We start from the raw sequence: 261 nt of genomic DNA on the forward strand, positions 1-261 counted from the left end.
ACTCCGTCACAGTTCTCCGTCGCGAACGGTCAGACACGACAGTTACTCGCCACTGCGACTTACAGTGACGGGACCTCAGCGGATGTCAGCAACTCGGTCACCTGGACCTCGAACAATCCACAGACAGCCACGGTGACCCCTACCGGCTTACTCTCAGGGAACGCTGTCGCCGACACGACGGTCGAAGCCATCAAAGATGGCATCACCAGTAATACTGTGGATGTAGAAGTCACCAACGCGGTCATCACTGCGATCACCGTG

The 261-nt window shown here is 57.1% G+C and carries 1 protein-coding gene; it reads left to right on the forward strand.

Annotated features, from left to right (window positions below; all coding sequences use genetic code 11):
• Positions 1-261 (forward strand): Ig-like domain-containing protein (locus BCT81_RS16340; protein ID WP_198596913.1); only part of this gene is annotated, 261 nt, incomplete at both ends.

It is taken from the genome of Vibrio sp. 10N.261.52.A1, assembly GCF_002876325.1.
Classification (GTDB): Bacteria; Pseudomonadota; Gammaproteobacteria; order Enterobacterales; family Vibrionaceae; genus Vibrio; species Vibrio chagasii.